3 protein-coding genes are annotated in these 2,195 nt (G+C 73.8%); all 3 read left to right on the forward strand.

Features of this window, described 5'->3' with window-relative positions; all coding sequences use genetic code 11:
* Nucleotides 1-594, forward strand: a 594-nt coding sequence (locus AC1DUQ_RS21015) for a chymotrypsin family serine protease (RefSeq protein WP_477074548.1), incomplete at its 5' end; no start/stop codon positions are given.
* A 101-nt stretch (nucleotides 595-695) separates the two neighbouring features.
* Nucleotides 696-866 (forward strand): hypothetical protein, encoded by a 171-nt coding sequence (locus tag AC1DUQ_RS21020; protein ID WP_477074549.1) that lies wholly within the window; start codon nucleotides 696-698, stop codon nucleotides 864-866.
* A gap of 103 nt (nucleotides 867-969) precedes the next feature.
* Nucleotides 970-2,195 (forward strand): GGDEF domain-containing protein (locus tag AC1DUQ_RS21025; protein WP_477074550.1); only part of this gene is annotated, 1,226 nt, incomplete at its 3' end.

Raw genomic sequence — 2,195 nt, forward strand, 5'->3', positions numbered from 1 at the left:
TTCGTGCACAAGGACGGGGTCGTCCACGCGCTGTCCAACTACCACGTGCTCTCGGGGCGGCCGGAGGCCCAGGTGGGTGACGTCATCGTGCAGCCCGGGCCGGCCGACGGCGGGCGTGCGCCGCGGGACCGGGTCGGCACGCTGGCCGCGCGCGTGGAGCTCGAGCCCGGCGGCGACGCCACGGTGKACTGCGCGATCGCGCTCCTGGACGACCAGGAGGTGGACCCGGAGTACCCGGTCGGCCGGATCACCACCACGGCGGTCGTCCTGGGCGGCGAGAAGGTGAGCAAGATCGGGCGCACGACGTCGATCACCTACGGGCACGTGACGGCCATCGAGCTCGACAACGTGGTCGTGGGGTACGGCGACGAGCTCGGGGAGCTGAGCTTCGACAACCAGATCGAGGTCGAGTCCACGGGGACCGGTCCGTTCTCCCGCGGGGGCGACTCCGGCTCGCTCGTGTACCGCGAGGACGGGGTCGCCCTGGGTCTGCTCTTTGCAGGCTCCGAGTCGGGGGGAGAGAATGGCACCGGGTTGACGTACATCAACCCCATCGATGCCGTTCTGGACCGGCTCGGGGTCACACTGGTCTGACGATCGTCGGACCAGCCGCCCCCGCGGCCGTCACGGTCGGCGGGAGGCGGGACACCATGGCGGACCTCGAGCAGGCCCGGGCAGCGAAAGAGCACCTGCGCATGACGTTGAAGGGGCGCCCGGACGTGCGAGGGATCGGCATCGCACGGGCCTCCGACGGGTACCAGCTCCAGGTGAACGTGTCCCGAGGCCCCGGTCCGGACCTGCCGGGTGCGGTCGACGGCGTGGACGTGCGAGTCCGCGTGGTCGGCGCTGTCCGGGCGAGCGCCTGACAGCGTCCCTACCCGTCCGCAACCGTTGTCGCTTCCCCAGGACGGGTGATCTCACGGACCTCTCATCCGTCTGCGTCGCTCGGGGTGGGGTCGAGGGTCGATGATGGGCGACGTGACGCGACCAGGCACGGCCGCTCAGGGTGCGCGCGCGGGAAGCAGGTCAGCCGCGGGCCTCGTCGGCGTGCGCGCGCTCGCCCTCGCGGCACACCGGCTGGAGCGCTGCCGGTCCGTCGAGGAGGTCGCCCAGGTCGCAGGGTCCACGGGCGTCGAGATGCTCGACGCCAAGAGCGTCGCGATCTGCCGGATCGACCAGGACACCTGCCGCGTGCTGCTCGTCGAGCCCGCGCCCACCGACCCGCGCGCGGTGTGGATGGCCCGGGCCTCGTACCGCGCCGCCGATCGCCCCGCGCTGCGTGCCCTCATCCGGGACCGCTCCAGCTGGGTGGCCCACGCCCGCACCGTGCACGACGAGCTGACCGTGCCGGACGACCCCGACGCGGGCGACCCGGTCGAGGTGGACACGCTCAAGGAGCTCGACGCCTCCACCGCGCTCGCGTCGCCGCTCGTGGTCAACGGCAGCGTCTGGGGTTCGATCTACGCGGTCCGGATGCGGCCGGGTGCTCCGTTCCGGGTCGACGACATCGCGCGCGCGGAGGTGCTCGCAGCGCTCGTCGCCGGTGCGATCGCGCGCGTGGACCTCGAGGCGCAGGTGCGCCACCTGGTCGCGGACGACCCGCTGACCGGCCTGGCCAACCGCCGGATCGCCGACGCCGAGGCCGAGGCGGCGCTCGAGTCCGGCCAGGAGACGTGCATCGTCATGTGCGACGTCGACGGGCTCAAGCGGGTGAACGACGAACTGGGGCACGACACCGGCGACGACCTGCTGCGGTCGGTGGCGGACGTCCTCAGCCGCGCGTCCGCCGCGCTGCCCGGGTCCACCGCCGCGCGCATCGGCGGCGACGAGTTCTGCCTGGTCACCGTCGGGCGCCGGCGCGCCGAGGTGGCGGACGTCATGGCCGCGACCATCGCCGAGTTCCCCCTGCCGCACGGCGCCGCGATCTCCTACGGCATCGCCTCCACGGCCGTGACCGGGTCGGTGTCCGCACGGCACCTGTTCCGCCAGGCCGACACCGCGCAGTACAAGGCCAAGCGGGCTCGTGCGCGGGCGCTGCGGTCGATGGTGCCGGCCGCGGCGGACCCCGCGGTCACCGCCGAGCGCGTGCTGGTGGCCGGGACCGCCGCGATCGTCGCCGCGCAGTCCGGCGTCGTCCCCCGCCTGTGCGCGTTCGCGGCGGCCGCGACCGAGACGCTCGGCGGGTCCGCGTGGGC

The organism is Cellulomonas sp. P4_B5_2 (genome assembly GCF_056402235.1).